Below are 23923 nucleotides of genomic sequence, written 5' to 3'. Positions count from 1 at the left end.
GGTCTTACCGGTCGCCGTAGTTGTAGAGCGGCTGGTTGACCGGCGTGGCGGTGGCGCCGGTGAAGGTGACGGTGGTGACCGTCATCACGAGTGCCGCAACGGCGACGCCGATCATCGCTGCTAAGAGGATCTTGATCACGGGGTTCCTCCCTGAGCGGACAGTGGTGCGGGCGTCCCTAAACCTAGAACCAATTCTTGCTACTCGGAAGTAGCTAGACGAAATCTTAACAAAGACGCTGATCAGCGTACCTATTCGGACGGAACCCGCGCGACCGGCCCGTCAAATCGATACAACCGCAGGTCACCGGTATCGACCAGGACCCTCGCACTCTGTAGCCACCTACCGAACCGCTGCCGCTCTTCACCTGTCCCCGCGTCGACTATCACGTAGCGAAATCCCGCTCCAGGCAGGTCAGGCGAGGGCCCTTCTAGTACCTGTTCTAGCGTCTGGACGCGCGGGTCCTCGCTCTCCACGACCAGGCCGCCCACCCGCACGGCGTCATTCGACACCACCCGCCGCCCCGGCGTCGCGAAGAAGCGCTGCGCCGGGTCCAGCACCGCCCGACCGCCGTTCCACGGGAACTGCCGGTACGCCTCGAACGGCAGCACCAGCACGTCGCCCGCCTCCCGATCGCGCCCGATGACCTCCCGCGCCGCCGTCCAGCTCGCCGGATAGGACACGGCCCCGAGCCGCCCCAGCGACCCCCACGCCATGGTCGGCAGCACCGCCACCGGGACCAGCACCAGCGCCGCCACCCAGGCCCGCTCGCGGGCGACCCGCTCGGCCAGCAGCCCCAGCCCCAGCGCCGCCACGAGCGCCAGCGGCGCCACGAACTGCTGGGCGTCCCTGAACACCGCGAACCCGCCCCACACCTCCACCACGACCCACCTGAACGCCGCCCGGCCCGGCTCGCTCACCCCCACGCAGGCCACGGCCAGCCCGATGCCCGCCGCCACGGCCAGCCGCCGCTTGTACGGCACCTCCGAGCGCAGGAAGACGACCACCCCGACGAGCACCAGCGCCAGCCTGGCCGCCGCCCCGGCGACGCTCTCGTACCCGGGCGGAACCGCGTACCTGTTCCAGATCCCGCCCAGCGACAGCAGGCTCCCGATCGCCCCGAAGGGCGTGTCGGCCCTGGCCGCGAACGCGTCCACCCCGGCCGGATCGCCGTCGATCCCCTCGGGCCGCAGCGCCGTCGGGATCAGCCACGGCAGGCTGAACACCGCCAGCACCGCCACCACCCGCACCACGACGGCCCGCACCACGACGGCTCGCCGCGCCACGGGAAGCGCCGTGGGAACGGCTCCCCGCGCCAGGGGGAGCGCCGTGAGAGCCGTAACTGTCATCGCCGCGAACCCGCCGACGGCCGCCGGCAACACGGCCAGCGCGATCCTGCGTCCCGACCACACCGCCCTGACCACCCACGGCAGCCCCGCGTAGCCCAGCAGCAGCGCCCACTGCCCGATCAGCAGCCGCTCCGCCACGTACGGGTTCCACACGTAGCACGCCCCCGCCACCAGCCTCGGCCCCAGCGACTCCGACGGCAGCAGCAGCGCCGCCCCCGAGCAGCCCAGGACGAAGATCCCCAGCAGGATCGCCTTCTGCACCAGCTCGGCGGGCAGCACCTGCGCCAGCGCGGTCACCACGGCGTCGCTCGGCACCACCCGCGCCGCCCCGCCCGCCAGCCCGAACGTGAACCGCGAGAACGCCGGATCGGGCACGAACACCATGTCCTGCAGCAGCGTGAAGCCCCATCCGAGGGCCGGCCCGAGCGCCAGGCAGCCGAGCGCCAGCCCGAGGAGGGCGGCGCAGAGCCCGGCTCGGGCGGTGTACGGCATCCCGCAATGACATCACAACCCTGACACGGCCATTCCACTGATCACCTTCCCGTGGTTACCCTTCGCCCGGGAGGCAGGGGGCATGTTCTCCACACAGGGGATGCGTTTCAGGGGCGGCGACGCGGTGCTCGCCGCCGGGCTCGTCATGATCACGGTACAGCTCGTCTGGAAGTACGGCCTGGTCAGCAGGACGTACTTCCGCCAGGACGACTTCATGTTCATCGCCAGGGGGCTGGAGAACCCGCTCTCCTGGGACTACCTCATGCGCATCGACTTCGGCCACCTGATGCCGGGGGCGTTCGCGATCCAGTGGGCGATGGGGCGGCTCGGCGTCTACAACGACGTGCTGGCGCACGCCGTCACGATCAGCCTCCAGGCGGCGGCCGGGCTGGCGCTGCTGCGGCTGCTGCGGGTGCTGTTCGGGACGCGCCCGGCCATCCTCATCCCGCTCGGCTTCGCGCTGCTGACGCCGATGACGGTGCCGGGGCTGTCGTGGTGGGCGGTGGTGGCCGAGACGCTGCCGTTCCAGATCGCGCTGCCGATGGCGCTGGCCTCGCACGTGCACTACGTCCGCACCGGGCGCTTCAGGCACGCGCTCGCGGCGGCGGCGTGGACCGTGCTCGGGATGGTGTTCTTCGTCAAGGCGCCGTTCATCCCGGTGCTGGCGCTCGTGCTGACGATCGGCTGGCTCGGCGGCGTGGGCGCGCTGCGGCGGCTGTGGCGGGGCTGGGTGCTGTACCTGGCCGTGCTGGTGCCGTACGCGGTGGTGTTCTTCCGCCAGCTCTTCACCTCCGTGCAGCTCACGAACGAGACCTTCAGCCCCGAGCTGCCCAGCGCCGGGGTGGCGCTGAAGTCGGCGTGGACGCTGCTGACCGGCTCGCTCATCCCCACGTCGCTGGGCGGCCCCTGGCGGTGGCAGCCGATCGGCGAGGACTACGCGCTGGCCGCCACCCCGCCCGCGCTCATGTGGGTGAGCGGGCTGGTCGCGGTGGCCGCCGTGGCCGTGTCCGTGTGGTGGCGGCGGCGGGCCTGGCTGGCGTGGGCGATGCTGCTGGGCTACTTCCTGCTGGCGGACGTGGTGCCGGTCATGCTGGGGCGCGTTGAGGTGCTCGGTCCGGATCTGAGCGGGTTCGAGCTGCGGTACGTATCGTCCACCGCCGTGCTCGTGGCCGTGGTGATCGGGCTGGCCTTCGTCCCGGTCGAGGGCGAGGAGCGTCCCTGGCTGCGGCCCGCGCCGCGGCTCACCTGGTTGTGGGTGCCGGTGGCGCTGGCGTTCGCGGCCAGTTCGGTGTGGTCGGTCGCCGCCTACGCCGACCGGCCGCTCGGGCGCAACGTCAAGAGCTACGTCACGACCGGCGCGCAGGCGCTCGCGCGCGTCCCGGCGGGCACGGTCGTGCTCGACACGCACGTGCCGGAGAAGGTGGCCTTCGCGGCGTTCTTCTACGGCTACGCCCGCCACTCCAAGGTGCTCGGCAACACCGCCCCGCACCTGATCACCTGGACCGAGCGGCTGGCAGGGCCGGTGCCCGATCCGCTGATCTTCGACCCGCAGGGACGGCTGCGGCCGGTGAGCATCGACGGCGTCACCATCCCGGCGAAGGCCTCCTGCACGCCGGTCGGCCGGCAGGAGGTGATCTTCCGGCTGCCCGCGCCGATCGCGCCCGGCGAGCACGTCGTCCAGGTCTCCTACCTGAACGGCGCCCCGACCGTGCTGAACGTGCGGCTCGGGCTCGCGCAGAGCACGGTGCCCGCGGGCAAGGACCTGGGCAGGACGTTCGCGCCGATCACCGGGGGCGGCACGGAGCTGGCCATCCGGGCGATCGGCGCGGGTTCCTGCGTCGGCGAGATCAGGATCGGGACCCCGGTCCCCGCCGACACCGGCGCCCCCGTCCCACCGCAACCACTGGCCGGTTAGGGACGGGGACGTACGGTCCTACTTGCCGGGCTCCGGGTCCCTGGGCAGCCCCAGCATGCGCTCGCCGATGATGTTGAGCTGCACCTCGGTCGTGCCGCCGTAAATGGTCATCGCCCGGGTGGCGAGCACCGCCCGGTTCCAGTAGCCGGCGTCGCCGAGCTTCATGTCGGCCGCCGTCACGGCAGCCGCGCCGAGCAGCTCCACCGCCATCTCGGACACGTGCTGGGCGTGCGAGGTGGACAGCAGCTTCCGCACGGACGCGTCCGCCCCCGGCTCGGAGCCGGCGAGCTGCTTGAGCGTCACCCGCAGCGACAGCGCGTTGATCGAGTGTCCCTCGCAGACCACCTCGGCCACCCGCTGCGCCTCGACCGGCGTCAGCTCCCGCCCCAGCCGCCCGACCAGCCCGAGCAGGTCCGGCACCGACGCGCCGGTGCCGCCCGAGCCGGACGACAGCGAGACGCGCTCGTTGGACAGCGTGTTGCGGGCCACCTTCCAGCCCTCGCCGACCTCGCCCACGACCAGGTCGTCCGGCACGAAGACGTCGTCCAGGAAGACCTCGTTGAACAGGTTCTCGCCGGTCATCTCGGTCAGCGGCCTGACGGTGACGCCGGGGGCCTTCATGTCGACCAGGAAGTACGTGATGCCCTCGTGCTTGGAGCCCTCGCTGGAGTTGCGGGCGATGCAGATGCCCCACTCGGCCACGTGGGCGACGGACGTCCAGATCTTCTGGCCGTTGAGCTTCCAGCCGCCCTCGACCTGCTCCGCCTTCATCTGCAGCGAGGCCAGGTCGGAGCCTGCGCCCGGCTCGGAGAAGAGCTGGCACCAGATCATCTCGCCGCTGAGCGTCTTGGGCAGGAAGCGCTGCTGCTGCTCCGGCGTCCCGTACGCGGCGATCGACGGCACCACCCAGGCGCCGATGATCATGGCGGGCAGGCGCACCCTGGCGGCCTTGAGCTCCTGCGCGATCAGCACCTGCTCCAGCGGCTTGGCGTCGCGGCCCCACGGCTTGGGCAGGTGCGACATCACGAACCCCTGGTTGGCCAGGGCCCGCTTCTGCTCCTTGCCCTCCAGCTTCGCGATCTCCGCGATCTCGCCGCGGATCGACTCGCGCAGCTCCTCCGCGCCCTCGGGCAGGTCGATCTCCATCTCGCGGGCGACGCCCTGCAGCGACAGCTCGGTCACCGTCGCGGCCCACTCGGCCGACGAGCCGAGCAGGGCGCGCAGGGTGAGCGCGCGGCGGTAGTACAGGTGCACGTCGTGCTCGAAGGTGTAGCCGATGCCGCCGAAGGTCTGGATGGCGTCCTTGGCGCACTGCACGGCGGCGTCCGGCGCCATCACCCCGGCGACGGCGGCGGCGAAGCGCAGCTCCTGGCCCTCGGCGCGGGTGGCGTCCCACACGGTGGCGCGGGCCTGCTCCAGCGCGACGAGCATCCGCGACAGCTTGTGCTTGATGCCCTGGAACTGGCCGATCGGGCGGCCGAACTGGACGCGTACCTTGGCGTACTCGGCGGCGGCCGTCACGCACCACGAGGCCAGGCCCGCCGCCTCGGCGCCGAGCAGGATCGCGGCCAGGTCGCGCACGTCGGAGGTCTCGACGCCCTCCAGGACGCCTTCGGCGGGGACGACCACCTCCGACAGCTCGACCTTGGCGGCCGGCCTGGTCAGGTCGAGCGACTTGATCTCGGTGACGGTGGCGGAGGAGGCGTCGACGAGCACCCACTCCTCACCCTCGGGGGTGGTGACCGGCAGCACCAGCGAGTCGGCCAGCGAGCCGCCGAGCACGGGCTCTGCCGTGCCGGAGACGACCAGCGAGCCGTCGTCGCGGCGGGTGGCGGTCAGCGAGCCGGTCAGCGCGACGGCGGCGGTCAGCGTGCCGTCCACGAACGACTCCAGGTGCTCGGGGCGCTTGGAGGCGTTGATCACCGCGCTGGCCAGCACCGTCGGCACGAACGGCCCCGGCGCCATGCGCTCGGCCAGCGCCTCGACGGCCACGGCCGCCTCCAGGAGGCCGTAGCCGGAGCCGCCGTACTCCTCGGGCACGTGCAGGCCGAGCAGCCCCTGCTCGGCGAGGCCGGGCCAGAACGCTGGACGGCCTTCCGTCCCGGCGCGCAGCAGCTCCGAGGGGATGTTCCGCTCGGCCCAGCCACTCACCGACTCGCGGAGCGCCTCGTGCTCCTCGCTCAACCCGATAGCCATTGCTCATCCTCCAGCCAGGTCCGAGTCATGCCCAGAATCATATTCTAGAGCATGCTTCTGGCATATCGCCCGCGAGCGCCGGTTTTCTGGCTTTCCTACAACGGACGAACCTGCTGCACCAGGGTGTTCAGGTCGCGCCACCGCGTCTTGTTCGTCTCGGGGATCGAGGCCATCAGCATCGCGGGCTTCGTCTTGCCCACTTCGATCACCGTCACCATGGCCTGAGCCTCCTGCTCCTTGCCGCCGAAGGTGTAGGAGACCTTGTAGCCGAGCGTCCATCCCTTGCCGACCGGGATCTTCTGCGAGGCGGTCCACTCGTCGAGCTTCGCGCCCGCCGGGTACTGCGTGCGGATCGTCCAGCGCGCCGCCTGCGTCGCGATCTCCCGGTAGTCGGCGTTCGAGGTGGGCTTCGTCTCCGGCGAATCGCCCGGGTACATCGCGGAGGCGATCACCGTGTGCGGCACCGCGACCTTGCCGATGCGCTGCGCGATCGAGAACGGCGGGAACGACTTCGCCTTCCACGGCGAGGCCAGCCTCGGATAGGTGATGCCGCTCGCCTTGTCGGTGATCGTGCCGGTGACCAGGGACGCCGTGCCGGACAGCGTCGCGTACTTCTTCGAGTCGGGCACCGGCGGCAGCACGATCGGGGTCTCGGTGGGGGTCGGGCTGGTGGACACCGTGGGGGTCACCGACACCGACGGCACCGGCGCGACCGGGACCACCTGCTCGGACGACTGCTGGTTCGTGGGGACGTCGCCGCGGAACACCACGAACACCAGCAGGACGGCCAGGACCGTGCCGAGGATGGCGCCCACCAGGTAGACGGCCTTGATCGGGATGTCGCCGAAACGGCGGGCCCTGGGGGGTGGGGGGAGGGCTGGGACGGAGGGGAGGGGCTGCATGGGCTGCTGCTGAGGCGGCTGCCCCAACCGCAACCCCGGCCCCTGCATCGGTCCCGGCCCAAACACGGGACCCGGCCCCTGCCCAGGCCCTTGCCCGACACCCGGGCCCGCCCCTTGCCCGACACCCGGGCCCGGCCCTTGCCCAACGCCCACGCCCGGCCCATGCGCAGAACCCACGCCCGGCCCTTGCCCCGAGTTCGCGCCCGGCCCATGTCCGGGGCGGCCCGTGCTGGGCCCTTGCCCAGGCCCCTGACCGGCCCCTTGACGCTGGCCTGGCGCACCCGTCGGGCCGGGGCTCGGCGGCGGCGCGGAGGGCCCGGTCGGCGGCTGCCGGGTCGGAGCCTGACTCGGCACCGGAGCGACCTTCTTGCCCGGCGACTTGTCGGGCACCTTGCCAGGCGACTTCTCCGGCGCCTTGCCGGACGACTTGCCGGGTGCCTTCTCCGGCGCCTTGCCGGACGACCCATCGGGTGTCTTCTCAGGCGCCTCGCCAGGCGACGCAGCGGGCGCCGCGGCGGACGACGGCGCGGGCGGCTTACCGGGCGGCGCAGTAGGCGACGGCGCTGGCCCCTTGCCAGACGTCTTGCCGGGCGACGGCGCGGGCGTCTTGCCGGGCGACGCAGCGGGGGACGGCGCGGGCGACTTGCCAGGCGACGCGGCGGGGGACGGCGCGGGCGACGAGGTGGGTGTCTGCCCCTCGGCCTCCCCAGGCGCCTTCACCGGCCCGGACGCCCCAGGAACCGCCGACCGCGAGATCCTGACCGTCTCTTCCGCGGGCAGGACGACCTTGCGGAACGGGGTGGTGGGTGAATCGTAGGTGCGCCTGCGCTCGCCGTCGTCCGCCATGGCCTTGAGGTTACGTCACGACGGAGCGGGATAATTCCTCTATTCCCCCAGCAGAATCTAATTCTGTAAGGTCTGCCAATATGAGGGGTTTCTACGAGATCGCCGCCAACGACCCTGAACGCCCCGCCCTCCTCGGCGACGAGGGCATCTCCTACGGACACTTGCTGGACCGCGTCAACCGCGCCTCCCACGGCCTGACCTCGCGCGGAGTCGCACCGGGCGACTGCGTGGTGACCGTGCTGAAGAACGGCGCCGACGCTCTGACCATGATGCTGGCCACGTACCAGATCGGCGCTTATCTCGTCCCTGTCAACTGGCACTTCACCGCGGAGGAGATCGACTACATCATCGCCGACTGCGGCGCCAAGGTGGTGGTCGCGCCCGACGCGCTCACGGTGGACGAGCTCGCGTCCGGCCGGCCCGGCACCCCGCCCGAGCACCGGCGGGCCGGCTCGATGATGCTCTACACCTCGGGCACCACCGGGCGGCCGAAGGGGGTGCGCCGGCGGCTGCTGGACCTGACGCCGGAGGAGCTGTACCCGATCCTGATGCGCAAGAGCTGGAAGCACTTCGGGCTGCCGATGGGCGGGGTGCATCTGGTGTGCTCGCAGCTCTACCACTCGGCGCCGTACGGGCAGGCGATGATGGCGCTGCAGTTCGGGCACTCGATCGTGGCGCCGGAGCGGTTCGAGGCCGCGGCGGCGCTGGAGCTGATCGAGCGGTATCGGGTGACGAACGCGTTCATGGTGCCCACGATGTTCCATCGGCTGCTGGCGGTGCCGGACCGGGAGTCGTACGACCTGTCGTCCCTCACGCACCTCTACCACGGGGCGGCGCCGTGCCCGCCGGCCACCAAGCAGGCCATGATCGACTGGCTCGGGCCGGTGATCTGGGAGTACTACGGCTCCACGGAGGCGGCCGTGGCCACCATGGTGTCCTCGCAGGAGTGGCTGGCCAGGCCGGGCACGGTGGGCAAGGCGCTGGAGGGCATGACGTTCACGATCGTGGACGAGGACGGCCGCGAGGTCCCGCCCGGCTCGCCGGGGCTGGTCTACATCGGCGGGATCAACCGCTTCGAGTACCACGGCGACCCGGACAAGACGGCCTCCGCGATGCGCGGGCGCGACTACACGCCGGGCGACATCGGCTACCTGGACGACGACGGCTACCTGTTCCTGCTGGACCGCCGGACCGACCTGATCATCTCCGGCGGGGTCAACATCTACCCGGCCGAGATCGAGGCGGCGCTGCTCGAACACCCCTCCGTGTCCGACGTGGCGGTGATCGGCGTGCCCGATGACGAGTGGGGACAGAAGGTGGTGGCGCTCGTCCAGCCGGCGGCGGGCGTGTCCGGCGGGGAGGAACTCACGGCGGAGCTGCTGCGGCACTGCGCGCCCCGGCTGGCCAGGCTCAAGCACCCCCGGCTGATCGAGTACAGGGAGTCGCTGCCGCGCACGCCGACGGGCAAGCTGAGCCGGAGGAATGTCCGGGAAACGTATCTTTCGAGCTGAGATGGGCAGGATCTCCCTATGAGGGAGATCGTCGCGGGACTGGCCGCCGCAGCCGTACTGGTCGCCGGCTGCGGGCCACCTCCCACGTCCACAGGCACCGTCAGCCCGTCCGCACCCTCCCCCACCACTTCGGCTCCGCATTCGCCCACGGCCTCGCCCACGATGACGCCGGAGTCGCTGGAAGCCGCGTACGAGAAGGTCATCTCGGATGTCCTGCCATCCATCGTGCAGATCACCACGAAGGCCGGGCTCGGGTCCGGCATCGTCCTCGACACCCAGGGCCACATCGTCACCAACGCGCACGTGGTGGGACAGGCCACGCAGATGACCGTCACCATCGCCACCGGCGGCGCGGCCCGATCGGCCAAACTGGTCAAGTCGTTCCCGGCCGGGGACCTGGCCGTGATCAAGGTGGACCGTCCCGACGGGCTCAACCCGGCCCGCTTCGGCGACTCCTCGAAGCTCCGGGTCGGGCAGATCGTGCTGGCCATGGGCAACCCGCTGGGGCTGTCCGGCAGCGTCACGAACGGCATCGTCTCCGCGCTCGGCCGTACGGTCACCGAACCGCAGAACCCCGACTCGCCCGGCGCCACCATCGCCGGCGCCATCCAGACCTCCGCCGCCATCAACCCGGGCAACAGCGGCGGCGCCCTCGTGGACCTGTCGGGCCAGGTGATCGGCATCCCGACGCTCGCGGCCACCGACCCCACCCTGGGCGGCGGCGCCGCGCCCGGCATCGGCTTCGCGATCCCGAGCAACACGGCCACGGACATCGCCCGCCAGATCGTCAAGTACGGCAAGGTCACCAACAGCCACCGGGCCGCCCTCGGCATCCGCGGCAGCACGGTCATCGGCTCCGACGGGCAGCCGAGCGGGGTGGGCGTGGCCGGCGTCGAGCAGGGCGGGGGCGCCGAGAAGGCCGGCATCCGCGCGGGCGACGTGATCGTGTCGATCAACGGCAAGGACACGCCGACGATGGCCAGCCTCGCCGAGGCCATCACCACCCTCAAGCCGGGCGACCGCGCCCGGGTGGAGATGATCCGCTCCACCGGCCGCACCGAGACCGTCACCGTGACGCTGGGACAGCTGGCAGGCGAGTAACCGGCGCACCAGCCGCGGGGGTCAGCCCTTCGCGGTGAAGACGATCTCGACGCGCCGGTTCTTCGCCCGGTTCTCCGCCACGGGCTTGCCGTCGATCACGTTGGGCACCTTGGGCCGGCTCTCCCCGTACCCATGGGCCTCCAGCGTCACCCCCGCCGGCAGCAGCCGCCGCACCTCCACCTCGACGGCCCGCGCCCGCCGCTGCGACAGCGTCACGTTGTACGCGTCCGTCCCCTGGTCGTCGGTGTGCCCCTCGACCTTGACCACCCCACCGGCCCCCTCGGCCGCCACCTTCGCGGCCACCTTGGCCAGCCGCTGCCGGGCCTTGGCGGTGAGCTGCCACTTGTCCACCGCGAACAGCACGTCGCTGGTCACCGCCACCGTCACCTGCTGCCCGACCTTGCTCTCGCTCTCGGCGCCGTCCATGGACTCGACCTCGCCGACGATGTCCTCGACGGGCAGCACGAGGTCCTCGACGGCGCCGGTGGCGTCCGCGGGCGGGCTGGGCACCGGGGTCGGCGACAGGCTCGGGACCAGGCCCGGGACCAGACTCGGGACCAGGCCCGGCGACAGGACGAGCGCCAGAGCGACGCTAAGAGATCGGAACATCGGTGAACACGCCGAACATCGGCATCTCAACGTTGATCTTCGTGACGTCCGCCGGCGGTGCCGCGAACACCGCGTACAGCGTGGACGCCTCCTCCGGCTCCATGAACAGCCCCTGAGTGTCGGAGCAGACACACTCCGCGTCCTGGCCTGTGCCGTTGCGCGCCACCCGGTACCGCTTGGCGTTGACTGGGTCGATCAGCGAGACGGTCGAGACCGTGAAGTCCAGCGGGCCAGCGCCCATGCCGTTGTGCACATTGACCTTGCCCTCCGTGGCGGTGACCGTCCAGTTGAGGCTCAGGACGCGGCCCTGGCGCTTGAGCGCGGTGATGTCCACCCGCGCCTTGCCGTACATGTCGCCCGCGCCGACCTTCACCTCGCGGCTGGCGATCACCCCGGCATCCTGCGGCGGCGCACTGCGCGCCGGCGTCTGCCCCTGTTCTTCCGAAGCCGATTGTGGAGCCGCGGAGGCGCTCTGGCCTTCCACCGCGGCCTGCGACTGGCGCTCCTCGCCGCCTCCGCCCTGCTGCCCCGGCATCATGCCGCAGCCCGCCAGCGCGAACGCCGCCACAGCCAGCGCGAACGTCTTCCGCATCACCTGGTCACCTTCGTACTCGGGGAACGTGGCCCTCACCCTAGGGAGGCGACCTTCAGGATCCGCATAGTGCGCTATATGCGCTGACCACGCCGCCTGCCGGCCTCCCGCGCGAGCCTGTCGGCCTCGGCCTTCACATCTTCCTCACCAAGGCCGTCAAACTCTTCCATACCACGCATAAGGGTCTCAACCGCCTCGTCGAGATCGCCCAGCTCCAGGCGCGCCCTCACCAGCGCCAACCGGGCCCGCGCCGCGCTCCTGCGGTCGCCGTACGCCGTGAACGTCTCCAGCGCCGCCCGCGCCGCCTCCGCCGCCCGCCCCGGCGCTCCCGCCGCCTCCTCGATCCCAGCCAGGACGAGCAAGGCCACCGCCTCCGGCAGCCGGTCACCAAGCCGGCGGTTGACACCCAGCCGCCGCCGCACGCAGTCCCGGGCCTGAGCGTGGCGTCCGGCGGCCAGGTGCAGCCGCGCCAGGTCGAGCAGCGCCTCCGCCTCACCGCGCAGGTCACCCAGCTCCTGGTACGCGGCCAGGCCCGCGTTCAGTGCGGCCTCGTCCTCGCGCAGGGATCCGAGCGCCCGCAACGCGTCGGCCCTGCCCCGGCGATCACCCGCCTCCTCGAACACCCGCAACGCCCGCACGAACGCCCGCTCCGCCTCCCTCACCCGCGCCACCCTCCTCGCCCCCACCACCCTCTCCGGCCCCTGAGACGCCCGGCTCGCCTCATCCGCCGCCGCCCGCGCCTGGACCAGGCCCAGGCGGAGGGTGATCCTGGCCAGCTCCAGCCCTTCCACCAGCGGCTGGGCCGCCCGCAGCGCCGCAGCCGCCGCGTCCGTGCGGCCCTCCGCCCGGTGCAGGTCGGCCAAACCGCGCAACAGGAGCGCCTCGCCGTGCCGGTGCCCCGCCGCCCTGGCCGCGTCCAGGCCGGTCGCCGTGGTCGCGTGCCAGTCGTCGTGGTGGGCGCCCAGCTCGAACAGCGGGGTGAGGTAGAAGGCCAGCCGCCACGCGGGCTCGTACAGACCGGCCCGGTAGAAATCCTCGACCACCGCCACCAGGAACCGCCGCTCGGCGCTCAGCCACCGCGCCTCCCGCCGCAACCACCCCGTCTCCAGACCGCTACCGGCACCCAGGGGAAGAAAAGCCTGGTTGCGGCTCGGGCCGGGCTCCCCAGGGAGGAGGGCCTGGGTGCGGCCGGTGCCGGGCTCCGCGGGCAGGAGGGCTTCGCGAGCGTGGCGGGTCCGTTCCAGGATCTCGCCCGCCACGGCCCCCAGCACACCCCGAGCCCCACCATCCTCCTCGGCCAGCCGTTCCGCGGCGTACAACCGGGTCAGGTCGTGCCACCCGTACCGTTCTTGCCCCGCCTCGTCCAGCCCGCGCGACTGCAGCAGCCCGGCCTCCACCAGCGGCTCCAGGTCCGCCCCGAGCACCCACGGCGCGAAGTCGGGCGCGGACAGCGCGCCGAGCCCGCGCAGCAGCCGCCGCTCGGGTTCCGGCAGCCCCCGGTACCCGAGGGCGAGGCTGCCCCGGACGGCGAGGTCGCCCGCGCTGAGCTCGTCGAGCCGCCGCCGCTCGTCGCCGAGCCGCCCCGCCAGGTGGCCGAGCGTCCAGCCCGGTTTTCTGGCCAGCCGGGACCCGGCGATCCGCAGGGCCAGGGGCAGGTGACCGCAGAGCCGGACGATGTTCAGGGCGGCCTCGGGCTCCGCGCGTACCCGGTCGGCTCCGGCGACGCCGCCGAGGAGCGCCACGGCCTCGTCCTCGCCGAGCAGACCCAGCTCGTACGCCCGCGCCGCCTCCAGCCCCGCCAGCGGCGACCTGCTGGTCACCAGGGTGAGGCTGCCGGGCCCGGTAGGGAGCAGGGGGCGCACCTGGGACTCGTCGGCGGCGTCGTCCAGCAGCACGAGCAGGCGCCTGCGGGCCGTCATGCTGCGGTACAGCCGCACCCGGTCGTCGAGCGCGGGCGGCACCGCGCCGTCGGGGCAGCCGAGGGAACGCAGCAGGTCCTCCAGCACGGCGCCGGGCGGACGGGTGCCGAGCGCGGCGTAGAGGCGGCCGTCGGGCAGGTCCAGCGCGGTGGCGGCGTGCACGGCGACGGCCGACTTTCCGCAGCCGGGCGGGCCGTGCAGCACCAGGTGGACGGGGGCTTGGGCCCGTTCGGCGGCGGTGCGGGCGATCCAGTCGAGCACCGACCGCCGCCCCGCGAAGTCCGAGATGTCGGGCGGCAGCTCGTTGACCGGCTCCACCACCGCACCGACACCAGAGTCGTTCAGCGTGTGCCGATGCGCGGCCCCAGACTGATCGTCGAGCACGTGCCGGTGGGCGGCCACCAGCTCGGCCCCCGGTTCCAGCCCCAGCTCCTCGACCAGCGTCCGCCGCACGTCCTGGTACGCGCCCAACGCCTCCGACCTGCGCCCCGCCTGGTGCAGCGCCTCGATGAGCCGCACCCACGCACGTTCACGCAGCGGATGCGCCCCGACGAGCGCCCGCAGCTCCCCCACCACCTCGGCGCCCCGCCCCAGCCGCAGGTCGAGCTCGATCCGCTCCTCCAGCGCGGTCAGCCGCAACTCCTCCAACGGCACCCCGTACGCCCGCCGCAGCACCGACGACTCGACGTCGGCCAGCGCGCCCGGCCCCCGCCACAGCCCCAGCGCCGCCCTGAACCCGTCGGCCGCCTCCGCCACCCGCCCGGCCTCCCTCACCCGCCTGGCCTGCGCGACCAGCCGTTCGAAGCGGTGGCAGTCCACGTCGTCGCGCTCCACGTCCAGCAGGTAACCGCCGGGCACGGTGCGGATGCCGCCGACGGCCTTGCGCAGGGCGCTGATGTACACGCGCAGCACCGACTCGGCGGAGGCGGGCGGGCGGTCGTCCCACACGGCGGACATCAGCCGCTCCACCGGCACCTGCTCACGGGCCGACAGGAGCAGCGCGGCCAGCAACGTCCGGTGCTTGGCCGGTCCCGGAGGCGGGCCGCCGTCGACGCGCAGCGGGCCGAGCACGCCGAACCGCACGCTCACCGGCTCCCCGATCTCACGTGCGGGCCGCCGGTCAGGCTGCGGCTCGTCGATCTCACGCGCAGGCCGCCGCTCGGACCGTAACTCCTCGGCTTCACGTGTAAGCCGCCGGTCGGGCCGTGGCTCGTCGATCCCACGTGCCTGCCGTGGCTTCTCGAGCCGTCGGTCGAGCGGCGAAGGACTCGAAGTGGACGCGGGCCTGCCGGGTGGCGCTCGACGCCGCGTGCACGCCCGCCTCGCCAGGTCCGTACGGGGCGTCGGCGTCGGACACCTCGGCGACCAGGCTCTCGTCCAGCCACATCCGCAGGGTCACCTTGCTCCCGCTCTGACCGCATTCCGCGACGACGCGCCGGGTGCCCTTGCCCGGTGCGTCCGCCGGGCCGTACAGGGTCCTGCCCCCGGTGCCGCGCTTGGTGATCGTGACCTTGCCCGCGCCGCTCACCGCGAACTCGTAGCGGTCTCCCGAGCTCGCCGAGCCGTGGCACCACACACCGTACTCTCCCTCGCCCTCCTCCAAGGTGGCCTTCGCGCTGACCACCACGCCGTTCCCCGGCTCCCGGACGGGCGCCGACTTCCACAGCCGCCAGCCGGGCTCGACGGTCAGCTCGTAGCCGGCGCCGTCCAGGCGGGCGCTTCCGGCGTTGGACGTGCCCACGGCCCACCCGTCCGCGAACCCGGCCTCGTACGGCCAGGTCTGGGACGTCAACCCGGGCAGGGTCGCGGCGGCGACGGCGAGAACCAGCGCGACGCTCCCGGCCGCCGCCACCCACGGCCACCACCTCCTCCCCCGACCCAACGCGGCGGGTGCGGGGGGCGCGGCGGGTGCTGGGGACGCTACGGGCGCAGCATGCGCGCCAGGCGCTGAGGACGCGGCGGCCGTGGGCATGGCAGGCGCGGCAAAGTCGGCGGGCGCGACGGGCGTGGGCGGGGCCAACCGGGCGGACCCGACAGGCGGGGCGGGCGCGGGCGACCCAGCGGGCCAGGCGGTACCACGCACGTCGGCCGTGACACTCTCCGTCCAAGCCCGCTCCACCACCTCAGTAGCCGCAGCCAGCCGAGTACCCCCAACCATCTCGGCCAGCAACCCCTCAGCCGTCGGCCGCAGCCGAGCATCCTTGGCCAATGCCCGCTCCACAACCCCCCGAATGCCCGGATCCAGCCCATCCAGCCGCGGCTCCTCGTGAAGAATCCGCCCCAACACGTCCCCACCCCCGAACGGCAACCGCCCCGTCCCCGCGAAGGCGATCACCCCGCCCCAGGCGAACACGTCGGCGGCAGGCGTCAGGGGCTCGCCGCGCGCCTGTTCGGGCGCCATGAAGGCGGGCGTCCCGAGGATCACCTGGCTGGACAGGGCGTCGTGGTCGACGAGCCGCGCGATCCCGAAGTCGATCACCCGCGGCCCCAGCGGCGACAGCAGCACGTTGGCGGGTTTGAGGTCGCGGTGGATCACCCCGGCCCCGTGGATGGCGCTCAGCGCGGTCGCGACGCCCACCGCGAGCGCCTCCAGGTTCCCGCCCGTCAGCGGCCCCTGCTCGTGGACGGCCCGCGCCAGGTCGGGGCCTTTGACGTACTCGGTGACGAGGTAGGCGACGCCGTCGTCGATCCCGGCGTCCAGGACGGGCGCGGTGCAGAATCTGGCGACCCGGCGGGCCGCCGCGACCTCCCGCTCGAAGCGGCGCAGGAACGCGGGGTCGCCGGCGAGGGCGGGGTGGATGAGCTTGACCGCGGCCAGGCCGCCCGTGGGCGTGGCGGCGAGGTGCACCTCGCCCATGCCGCCGCGCCCGAGCAGGCGCCGCAGCGTGTAGCCGCCTATGACCCGGTCACCGTTCATCGCAGACACATTAGCCAGAGCCGGGATCAACCCACCGCTTGCGCCAGCCGGTAGCGGGAGGGCGGGATGCCGTACCGGTCGATGAAGGCCTGCCGCAGCGTCTCGGCCGTGCCGAACCCGCAGCGGACGGCGACGGCCGCCATGGGGAGTGAGGTGGAGGCGAGCAGGTGGGCGGCGGCCTCGGTGCGGGCCTGCCTGACGTAGCGGCCGGGCGTCTGTCCGAGGTGCTTGAGGAAGAGCCTGGTGAGGTGCCGTTCGCTGACGCCCGCCTCGACGGCGAGCGTGGCGGTGCTCAGGTCGTCGCGCAGGTGGGCGGAGATGTGTTCGAGGGTCCGCTTGACCAGGCTGTTGGCGGGTGAGGGGGCGCTGACGAACATGCTCATCTGCGCCTGGTCGCCGGGGCGTTGCAGGTAGGTGACGAGATTCCTGGCGACGGTTCTGGCCAGCTCGGTGCCGTTGTCCTCCTCGACGAAGGCCAGCATGAGGTCCAGGGCGGCGGTGATGCCGGCGGAGGTGGCGACGTTGCCGTCCCTGATGAAGATGGGGTCGGGGTCCACGACGACGTCGGGGTAGAGGTCCGCCATGCGCTGCGCCTGGTGCCAGTGGGTGGTGGCGCGCCGCCCGTCGAGCAGGCCGGCGGCGGCCAGGATGAAGGCGCCGGTGCAGACGGAGGAGACGCGGCGGCTCTCCTTGGCGAGCCGGCGGACGTGGCTGACGATCAGCGGGTTCGCGGCGGCGTCCTCGTGGCCGATGCCGCCCGCGACCACCAGCGTGTCGAGCGGCCCGGTGACCCTTTCCAGGACGAGCTGGGCGTGCAGGGTCAGCGCGGTGGCCGTGGAGATGGGGTGGCCGCCGGGGGTGGCGACGCGGTACTCGTAGTACGGCAGCGCGCCGTGCCAGTTGGCGCTCTCCAGCGTCGAGGTGATGCTCGCGATCTCGAGCAGCTCCGAAGCCTCGTAGGCCACGATCACGACCCGTCGTCGGTCCATGGCCCCGACTGTAGGTGCGAAGGACGCAGAACCCAAGTTTCCGGACCTTCCCGGCCGTCTTCCTTGGCCGCCGCCACCCGTACCGGACACAGTCGGGGCATGACAACGACGACGCCCCCCAAGACCGGACGCCGCTGGGGCAGGTTCGCCCTCCACTACCTCGAAATGATCATCGCGATGTTCGTCGGGATGTTCGCGCTCGGCATGCTGCAGTCGGCCGTTGGCCTCGGCGTCTCCCACGCCGGGCAGCCGGAGCTCTGGTACCTGTCGATGGCGCTGAACATGTCGATCGGCATGGCCGCGTGGATGCGGTTCCGCGGCCACGGCTGGGCGCCGACGCTGGAGATGTGCGCGATCATGTTCGCGCCCGCCGTCCTGCTCTTCCCGCTGCTGTGGACGGGCGTCATGGACGCCGACGGGCTGATGCTGGTCTCGCACGTGGTGATGTTCCCGCTCATGCTGGTGGCGATGCTGCGCCGCCTCGACGAGTACGCCGGGTGCGCTCATTGAGCGCCTTGCGGTAGCCGTCGAGTACGTCCTGCCGCAGCAAGGAGCCGAACCCCGCCCGCTCCAGCCGCGCCGCGAGCTGGGGCACGTCGAGCCGGAGGGTGGCCGCGGTGGCGGCCATGCTCCAGCCGTGCGCGGCCAGCTCGCTCAGCAGGTGGCCGCGCCGGCACTGCGACTCCGACAGTCTGAACGTCTTCAGGTACGCCAGCCGCCCGTCCGCGCCGGTGATCGTCTCGCCGATGTGGTTCTCGCTCTTGCGCTCGAACGAGGGCAGGAACCGGCTCAGTGTGTACGGGCCCATCCGGTAGACCTGCTCCACCCGCTTGGGCGCGCCGAGCAGCCCGGCCGCCATGACCGAGTCGTGGAAGCCCGCCCACTCCCGCTCCTGCCGCTCGGCCTCGGCGCGCAGGTCGGCGAACGAGGTGACCGCGCTGTCGTCGATCACCGCGGGGAAGTCCCTGGCCGGGTAGAACAGGGCGTACTCGTGGATCAGCTCGCCGTACAGGTCGCGGACGAGGGTCGGGTGCAGCGCCCGGTAGTCCGCGGGGTGCGGCACCACGAAAGCACTGGCCAGCGTGTCCCCCGTGTACAACAGCAGCCCGCACTGCCCCGGGTGGATCTCGAAGACCTTGAGCGCGTCGTCCAGCCCGCGCACCTCGGCGCCCGTGTAGGCGTCCTCGGCGCGCGGGGACAGGCCGCGTGAGATCGCCGCGCGCGACCACTCCTCCCAGGCGATCTCGGGGCCGCCGAAGTGCAGCGCGAGATAGCCCTCCAGGGCCAGGTGCAGCGGCAGGAACCTGAGCCGGTTCGCCTCCACCCGGCGGGCCATCCTGCGCCGCGTCCTGACCGGGACGTGCCGCAGCGGCTGCCCGAGCTGCGTGCCGTACGCCGCCGCCGGGGTGCCGTCGGCGGTCCAGGACGCGACGAAGGCGTGCGGCACGTACGCCGTGTAGAACGTGTGGTCCGGCAGGGACACCACGCTGGCCTCGTCGCCGTACACCTTGGCGTGCAGCCGCAGGTCCACGATGGGCTCGCGGCGCACGAGCGGCACCAGCCGCATCGCACCCCAGGTCTGCGCGGGCCGCGTCTCCAGCCCCGTCAGGTCGATCACGACCGCACCACCCGATCCCGCAGAGCCGCCGCCCGATCCTCCAGTGCCGCCCGATCCAGCAGAGCCGCCCGATCCTCCAGGTACGCCCGCAGCTCCGCGAGCCCCGTCCGCCCCTCCGCGAACCTGGCCAGCTCCACCAGCGCCGGAAGATCCTCGGCGTCCCGGATGCCGGCGGTCGGCACCACCCTGGACAGCCGCCGCACCTCGAACTGCCCGGCGTCGTAGACCGGGTTCAGGTGCACGATCCCGACCTCGCCCGCCGGGTCGAGCTTGCGCCGCCAGACGCGCAGCACCTCGCCCGCCAGCCCGGGAGGCGCGTTGTCCCAGCCGTCGGAGACGATGACGAGCAGGTCGGGCCGCCCTTCGAGGCCGTCGAGGATCCGCCGGCCCAGCGGGGTGGGGCCGGTCGGGCGGGCCTGGAGCGGGTCGGAGCGGCCGGACAGCCACAGCGCGCGGTAGCCGCCCGCCAGCGCCTCCAGCAGGTAGTGGCAGGCCAGCGCGACGGCCAGCGGCCGGTGGCGCTTCGCCGGCGAGCCGAAGGCGGAGAAGCTGTCGTCCAGGACCGCCGTCACCAGCCCCCACGTGCCGGCCCGCGCGCCCGCCGCCCGCGCCGCCGACGCGCGCAGGGCGCCAACCAGCTCATCGCGCCGCCGCGCCCGCGCGTCGGCGCCCAGCGACAGCACGTACGAGGCCAGCCTGACCAGCGGCATCGCGGCCAGGTCCGCCTCGGTGCGTACGCCGTCACGCCCGGCCGACTCGCTCAGCCGCAGCCGCTCCAGCCGGGTCAGCCGGGGCGCGACCCGCTCCAGGAAGACGGCCCGGCTGATGCCGTGGCGGGCGGCGAAGCCCTCGGCGACCGTGTACGGCAGGTCGTACAGGGCGTTCTTGTCGTAGTGCGCCCGCCGCCACGCCTCCAGGACGGGCGTGTCGTACCGGGCGCGGCTGAACGGCGCGAACAGGAAGGCGCCCAGCTCGCCCTCGGGCCGCAGGTGCGCGTGCCGCACCGCCGACTTCACCGCCGTGCGGTACTTGACCGCGTCGAAGGCCAGGTCGGGCCGGGCGGCGAGCCAGTCGCGGATGAGCGCGCGGGTGCGCCGGTTGTTCACGCCCGCGCTGCGCAGCTCCTTGAACAGGCGGTAGACGCGGGGCGGGCTCATCCGGCTCAGCCGCCGGGCGATGAGCCGCGCGTCGCCCTGGTGGCCGCCCTTGCGCCTGAGCAGGTTGGCGATGATCAGGGCGGCGTTGTGGTCGTTGATGTCCAGCGCGAGCGTGGCGGCGTACAGGTCGGGATAGTTGCCGTGGATGTAGCTGTGCAGGAAGGCGAGGGAGAGCCGCTGCTCGCCGGCCGCGCTGTGGAACTCGCGCTGGCCGGTCGAGGTGATCGCCGCGTTCGCGAAGAGCAGCACGTCCTCGCACTCGATCAGGTCGGCGTAGGTCTCCATCGGCTCCCCCGGGGTGGTGGGGACTGGCCGGGGAATGGGGGCACGATCTGCGAAAGGTTCGCTGTACAGGCGGATTCCGGAAGTCGTACCGAAGTCCCGCGGCCAGTCTGATTCCGGACCTTACCGGCGGTTCCCGGCGAGCGCGATGGAATTTGCACCGCCTCACCGGGTCTGTGTCTTGATCTTCCCGAGCGTGGCCTGCCGATCGCGGATGTCCGAGATCAGCACGTGCGCGACCAGCAGCAGCCCGAGGCAGAGGACGTCGGCGGCCCACCACGGGATCTCGGCCAGCAGCAGGTACCCCTGGCCGTCGCTCAGCGACCTGATCACCACCGTGACGACCGCCACCACGAGCGTGACCAGCCCCCAGCTCCACAACGGCGGCAGGTTGCCCTTGTTCCACAGCCGCACCCGCCAGTTCATGAACACGGCCAGCACGCCGAGCAGCGCGCAGAAGCCGATCAGCCACCAGGGCAGGGCGAAGGCGGTCTGCTCGGAGATCTGCTCGCGCGTGGTGCGCAGCTCGGCCTCGGCCGCGCGCCTGGCCTGCTCGGCGGCGGCGAGCTGCCGTTCGAGCTGGGCCACGCTGCGCTGCTGACGGGCGGGCGGCGTGGCGTCGTCGGTCGGCAGCATGCGGGTCACGACGGTCAGCATGATCGCCACGAACGACAGCGCCAGCACGATGGCCATGAACAGGTCGATGAAGCGCAGGTCGAGCGGGGGCGCGAACGACCGGGGAGCCCGCCTCCTCACTGCTCCCTCACCAGCGAGTACCGCTGCGGCTTGGTCTCCGCCGCGGTCAGCCGCTCCACGGCGGTACGCAGCGCGTCCAGCCCCTTCACCAGCTCCTCGGTCCTGCCCCGCGTGTGGGCCAGCTCCTGCGTCAGGCCCTGCACCTGGGACAGCTCCTTGGTCAGCCCCTGGGCCAGCTCGCGGCTGAGCCCCGCCTGGGCGGGCGCCGCCTCCTTGCCGGGCAGCCGCGCCAGGTAGATCAGGAACACCTCGTCCGCCGCTCCGACGTTGGCCCGCTCACCCCGTTCGACCAGGGCCATCGCGCCGAACGCGAGCACGCTCAGGAACAGCGCGACCATCGTGACGCCGAACGCGGAGGCCAGCTCGGGCAGCACGTACTGCTTGAGCGCGGCGATCAGCACGCTGGGGTCGCCCTGCCCGTCCAGCGCGTTGCCGAACGAGCCGACCATCGCCGCCATGGTGAGCGCGGTGCCGATGAACCCGAAGACCGGCAGCGCCCAGATGAGCGCGTGGTCGAGGTGGTGCCTGTTGGCCAGCTCGCTCTCGTCCAGCGCGGAGCGGGCGCTCAGCACGCCCTCGCAGTCGCCGCCGGCCTCCGCGGCCTCCTTGAACAGCTTGAGCCGCCGCGCCACCAGCGTGTCCTCGCTGGGCCGCACCGACCCGATGTTCGCCACGGCCCGCTCCGTCGCGGCGCTCTCGCGCCGGATGTCGGGCACCGCCCTGACGATCCTCAGCACCGTGGTCAGGAAGACCGCGATGACGAGCGTGACCACGAGCTCGGCCGCCGCCGGAGCCGTCGCCGCGCCCACGAACCTCAGCAGGGCGCCCACCGCCCCCGCCATCAGCAGCACCCCCGACACCAGCAGCCCCACTATCGGCGCGAACGCCCAGTGGCGCCAGTCGTACCTTGACACGCTTCAACCCCACTTAACACACAGGAATGTCAAAGCAACACCTAAGCACACGTAGAGCTATATTTGGTGACAGAGTGGCAGAGTTGTAACTCATTGCTCGCGAACGATCGCTCAAAGCGGCGGCGGATCCGCCTCCGGCAGCAGGCCGAGCCACTGCGCGTGCCGGATCGCCGTGACCCGGTTGGTGGCCTCCAGCTTGCGGTAGAGGTTCTCCTGGTGCTTGCTGACCGTACGAGGTGAGATGCCCAGCCGCCGCGCGATCGTGCCCGCGGTCAGCCCCTCGGCCAGCAGCCCCAGCACCCCCAGCTCCCGTGGCGTGACCCCGAGCCCCGCCTGCCGGTCCGGGTCGTCCGCGAGGGCGAGCAGCGACTCCCGCCACCGGACCAGGTGGCGCAGCCGCTTCTCGGCGGTGACGAGCAGCGGCCGGATCCTGGCCCGCTCAGTGGTCTCCTCGCGCGGCGGGCGGCAGAGCGGGCAGCGCAGCCCATCCGCGGGCTCGGCCGCCGGTCGCGCCAGCTCGGGCTCCAGCTCCATGGCCACCCCGACCAGCAGCTCGACCACCAGGACGAGCACGCGCTCGTAGTCCCGCCGCGACACCTCCATAGCGGGGCATGCCAGCACACCGCGAGCCCGCCGTCCAGGTACTTCTGCACACTACGTACTTCTCCGTATGGCCCGCCCGCGCGGCCGGCCGCAACCCTGGGCCTTCAGGACAGAGCACAAGGGGGATCCATGGGCAAGTTATCGAGGCTGCTGGCCGGGCTGCTGCTCGGCCTGGCCGCGCTGCTGTCAGGGGCGGGGCCGGCGCAGGCTGCCGTTCCCGACGTGTGGGCCTTCGCCTACCTGGACAACGCCACCCCGCCACCGGGGTACATCATGAGCACCGCCCACCAGTCGGGCAGCTACAAGGCCGCCTGCCCGGCCGCCTGGGGGCAGGTGTCGAACCCGTCCGTCGGCTTCTACCAGGTAACCTTCCCGTGCACCGGCGGCTACGGCGCCGGCATCGTGCACGTGACCGCCGTGGACGCCACGGGCGGCTTCTGCCAGGCCGGCCGCTGGGGCCCCTCGGGCCGCAACGAGCTGGTCTACGTGTGGTGCTTCGACGCCGCCGGCGCCCTGGCTGACAGGCGCTTCACGGTGCTCTACACGGCCAGCACGGGCTCCTCGCCCGCCGGCAGCCACGCGTACGTGCACGCCAACGCCACCGGGACGCTCATCACCGGCTTCAACTCGACCGGCCTGGCCAACACGGTCGTCCAGCAGGCCCCCGGCCGCTACCGGGTCGAGCTGCCCGTCCCGAACCCGCGCGCCTACACGGGCGACTTCCAGGTGACGGCGGTCGCGGGGAGCGGCACGCCCCGCCACTGCCGGGTCGCCGACTGGTCGCTCGGCCAGAGCGGCTACCTCGTCTACCTGGCCTGCACCGACCGCTCGGGACGCGACGCCGACAGCGGCTTCACCCTGTCGCACCACCACAAGCGCACGGTCTACGGGGTGCCTGGCCCGCCGATCCACCTCGGCTACCTCCTGCACCCGGTGTCCGGCGCGCCGATGCCCGACACCAACTACAACTCGGTCGCCGGGCCCAACGTGGCCGCCCAGGTCGCCCCCGGCCAGTGGGACGTCGTCTATCCAGGGGTCGGCGTCCGCGAGACCCACATGCAGGTGACCGCCTACAGCGGCCGGCCGGTCTACTGCCAGCTCTCCGACCTGTGGACGATCAGCGGCACCGACGCCGTGGCCCGTACCGTGGCCTGCTTCGCCCCGGGCGGAGCCCCGGCGGACAGCGCCTTCTTCGCCACGTTCGCGTCCAGCGCCTGACGCCCGCCCGTCCCCCGCCTCGGGGCGGGGGACTCGGTG

At 72.5% G+C, this 23923-nt stretch carries 20 protein-coding genes; 6 read left to right on the top strand and 14 right to left on the bottom strand.

Annotated features, from left to right (window positions below):
* Positions 1 to 4: 4 nt before the first annotated feature.
* Positions 5 to 139: a hypothetical protein gene (locus ABD331_RS50300; RefSeq protein WP_262380496.1), complete on the bottom strand. Its 135-nt coding sequence runs from the start codon at positions 137 to 139 to the stop codon at positions 5 to 7.
* Positions 140 to 249: 110 nt separating this feature from the next.
* Positions 250 to 1839, bottom strand: coding sequence for an MmpA family trehalose lipid delivery protein (locus ABD331_RS50295; protein WP_344492753.1), 1590 nt, complete (start codon positions 1837 to 1839; stop codon positions 250 to 252).
* Between the two features lie 82 nt (positions 1840 to 1921).
* Here ABD331_RS50295 and ABD331_RS50290 point away from each other — a divergent pair, with 82 nt between their 5' ends.
* Positions 1922 to 3754, top strand: coding sequence for a hypothetical protein (locus ABD331_RS50290; RefSeq protein ID WP_344492751.1), 1833 nt, complete (start codon positions 1922 to 1924; stop codon positions 3752 to 3754).
* Between the two features lie 18 nt (positions 3755 to 3772).
* On the opposite strand, the gene ABD331_RS50285 is transcribed toward ABD331_RS50290, so the two are convergent.
* Entirely contained in the window at positions 3773 to 5950 is a 2178-nt protein-coding gene (locus ABD331_RS50285) for an acyl-CoA dehydrogenase family protein (protein ID WP_344492749.1), read from the bottom strand.
* Positions 5951 to 6045: 95 nt separating this feature from the next.
* Positions 6046 to 6852: a hypothetical protein gene (locus tag ABD331_RS50280; protein WP_344492747.1), complete on the bottom strand. Its 807-nt coding sequence runs from the start codon at positions 6850 to 6852 to the stop codon at positions 6046 to 6048.
* Between the two features lie 571 nt (positions 6853 to 7423).
* On the opposite strand from ABD331_RS50280, the gene ABD331_RS50275 reads away from it, so the two are divergent.
* From ABD331_RS50275 to ABD331_RS50265, 3 genes are all read left to right on the top strand, one after another.
* Positions 7424 to 7669 carry a hypothetical protein gene (locus ABD331_RS50275; protein ID WP_344492745.1) on the top strand — a complete coding sequence of 82 codons (246 nt, stop codon included), beginning with the start codon at positions 7424 to 7426 and terminating at the stop codon, positions 7667 to 7669.
* Positions 7670 to 7778: 109 nt separating this feature from the next.
* Positions 7779 to 9209: an AMP-binding protein gene (locus ABD331_RS50270; RefSeq protein ID WP_344492742.1), complete on the top strand. Its 1431-nt coding sequence runs from the start codon at positions 7779 to 7781 to the stop codon at positions 9207 to 9209.
* Between the two features lie 18 nt (positions 9210 to 9227).
* Entirely contained in the window at positions 9228 to 10310 is a 1083-nt protein-coding gene (locus ABD331_RS50265) for a S1C family serine protease (protein ID WP_344492739.1), read from the top strand.
* A gap of 21 nt (positions 10311 to 10331) precedes the next feature.
* Here the strand turns inward: ABD331_RS50265 and ABD331_RS50260 are convergent, their stop codons facing one another.
* The 5 genes from ABD331_RS50260 to ABD331_RS50240 all read right to left on the bottom strand — a co-directional run bounded on the left by ABD331_RS50260 (position 10332) and on the right by ABD331_RS50240 (position 17336).
* The gene (locus tag ABD331_RS50260; protein ID WP_344492736.1) at positions 10332 to 10919 is read right to left on the bottom strand and encodes an OmpA family protein; all 588 of its coding nucleotides are present in this window, start codon (positions 10917 to 10919) and stop codon (positions 10332 to 10334) included.
* Positions 10903 to 11511 carry a hypothetical protein gene (locus ABD331_RS50255; protein ID WP_344492733.1) on the bottom strand — a complete coding sequence of 203 codons (609 nt, stop codon included), beginning with the start codon at positions 11509 to 11511 and terminating at the stop codon, positions 10903 to 10905. Before ABD331_RS50255 ends, ABD331_RS50260 begins: the two co-directional genes overlap by 17 nt.
* 74 nt (positions 11512 to 11585) lie before the next feature.
* A complete protein-coding gene (locus ABD331_RS50250) occupies positions 11586 to 14519 on the bottom strand; it encodes an AfsR/SARP family transcriptional regulator (RefSeq protein WP_344492730.1) in 2934 nt (977 codons plus the stop codon).
* A 91-nt stretch (positions 14520 to 14610) separates the two neighbouring features.
* Positions 14611 to 16347 (bottom strand): serine/threonine-protein kinase, encoded by a 1737-nt coding sequence (locus tag ABD331_RS50245; RefSeq protein WP_344492727.1) that lies wholly within the window; start codon positions 16345 to 16347, stop codon positions 14611 to 14613.
* A 26-nt stretch (positions 16348 to 16373) separates the two neighbouring features.
* Positions 16374 to 17336 carry a GlxA family transcriptional regulator gene (locus tag ABD331_RS50240; protein ID WP_344492724.1) on the bottom strand — a complete coding sequence of 321 codons (963 nt, stop codon included), beginning with the start codon at positions 17334 to 17336 and terminating at the stop codon, positions 16374 to 16376.
* Between the two features lie 99 nt (positions 17337 to 17435).
* Here ABD331_RS50240 and ABD331_RS50235 point away from each other — a divergent pair, with 99 nt between their 5' ends.
* Positions 17436 to 17846, top strand: coding sequence for a hypothetical protein (locus ABD331_RS50235; protein WP_344492721.1), 411 nt, complete (start codon positions 17436 to 17438; stop codon positions 17844 to 17846).
* Here the strand turns inward: ABD331_RS50235 and ABD331_RS50230 are convergent.
* The 5 genes from ABD331_RS50230 to ABD331_RS50210 all read right to left on the bottom strand — a co-directional run bounded on the left by ABD331_RS50230 (position 17791) and on the right by ABD331_RS50210 (position 22666).
* Positions 17791 to 18954 carry an ARPP-2 domain-containing protein gene (locus ABD331_RS50230; protein WP_344492718.1) on the bottom strand — a complete coding sequence of 388 codons (1164 nt, stop codon included), beginning with the start codon at positions 18952 to 18954 and terminating at the stop codon, positions 17791 to 17793. The two genes, ABD331_RS50235 and ABD331_RS50230, sit on opposite strands and share 56 nt — an antisense overlap.
* On the bottom strand, positions 18951 to 20396 hold the full coding sequence (locus tag ABD331_RS50225; protein ID WP_344492715.1) for a hypothetical protein: 1446 nt from the start codon (positions 20394 to 20396) through the stop codon (positions 18951 to 18953). The genes ABD331_RS50230 and ABD331_RS50225 overlap by 4 nt, the downstream gene beginning before the upstream one ends.
* 162 nt (positions 20397 to 20558) lie before the next feature.
* Complete coding sequence (locus ABD331_RS50220; protein ID WP_344492712.1) at positions 20559 to 21149, bottom strand: hypothetical protein; 591 nt, start codon at positions 21147 to 21149, stop codon at positions 20559 to 20561.
* Positions 21146 to 22063, bottom strand: coding sequence for a hypothetical protein (locus ABD331_RS50215; RefSeq protein ID WP_344492709.1), 918 nt, complete (start codon positions 22061 to 22063; stop codon positions 21146 to 21148). Before ABD331_RS50215 ends, ABD331_RS50220 begins: the two co-directional genes overlap by 4 nt.
* Positions 22064 to 22174: 111 nt before the next feature.
* Positions 22175 to 22666 (bottom strand): helix-turn-helix transcriptional regulator, encoded by a 492-nt coding sequence (locus ABD331_RS50210; protein ID WP_344492706.1) that lies wholly within the window; start codon positions 22664 to 22666, stop codon positions 22175 to 22177.
* 129 nt (positions 22667 to 22795) lie between these two features.
* Here ABD331_RS50210 and ABD331_RS50205 point away from each other — a divergent pair, with 129 nt between their 5' ends.
* Complete coding sequence (locus ABD331_RS50205) at positions 22796 to 23884, top strand: hypothetical protein (protein ID WP_344492703.1); 1089 nt, start codon at positions 22796 to 22798, stop codon at positions 23882 to 23884.
* Positions 23885 to 23923 lie beyond the last annotated feature (39 nt).

Origin of the sequence: Nonomuraea monospora (assembly GCF_039531895.1) — a bacterium.
In the GTDB taxonomy this organism is placed as follows: domain Bacteria; phylum Actinomycetota; class Actinomycetes; order Streptosporangiales; family Streptosporangiaceae; genus Nonomuraea; species Nonomuraea monospora.
Note: the sequence above shows the minus strand (reverse complement) of the source record. Positions and strands in the feature narration are given on the sequence as shown.